This is a genomic window from Nocardiopsis sp. MG754419 (assembly GCF_018207095.1).
Lineage (GTDB): Bacteria > Actinomycetota > Actinomycetes > Streptosporangiales > Streptosporangiaceae > Nocardiopsis.
Genome location: NZ_QOCZ01000396.1, coordinates 1 through 371 on the forward strand (window position 1 = coordinate 1; position 371 = coordinate 371).

Annotated in this window: 1 protein-coding gene; it reads left to right on the forward strand. The window is 69.5% G+C overall.

The features are described 5' to 3' along the window. The coding region (locus tag DSY14_RS28280) for an NAD(P)-binding protein (RefSeq protein ID WP_211719622.1) at positions 1–371 on the forward strand (371 nt) is incomplete at both ends.

Consider the following 371-nt stretch of genomic DNA (forward strand, 5'->3'; position numbering starts at 1 on the left):
GCTTCGGGACGAAGGGGCGGTCGGCGATCCAGACCGTCTGCGCCCAGGGGCTGAAGAAGGAGCAGGTCGTGATCGTCGACCCCAGCTCCAAGGTGGTCGAGGCGGCGACAGCCGACGGGTACGCGGGGGTCGTAGGAGACGCCACCCGCAGTGATGTGCTCCTGCGGGCCGAGGCGCAGAGGGCGCGGCAGATCATCATCGCCACACAGCGGGACGACACCGCGGTCCTCGCCGTTCTCACGGCACGGCAGCTCAACCGCTCGGCGAAGATCGTGGTCGCCGTACGGGAAGAGGAGAACGCGCCGCTGCTGAAGCAGTCCGGTGCCGACATGGTCATCACCAGTGCCAGCGCGGCCGGACGGCTGCTCGGG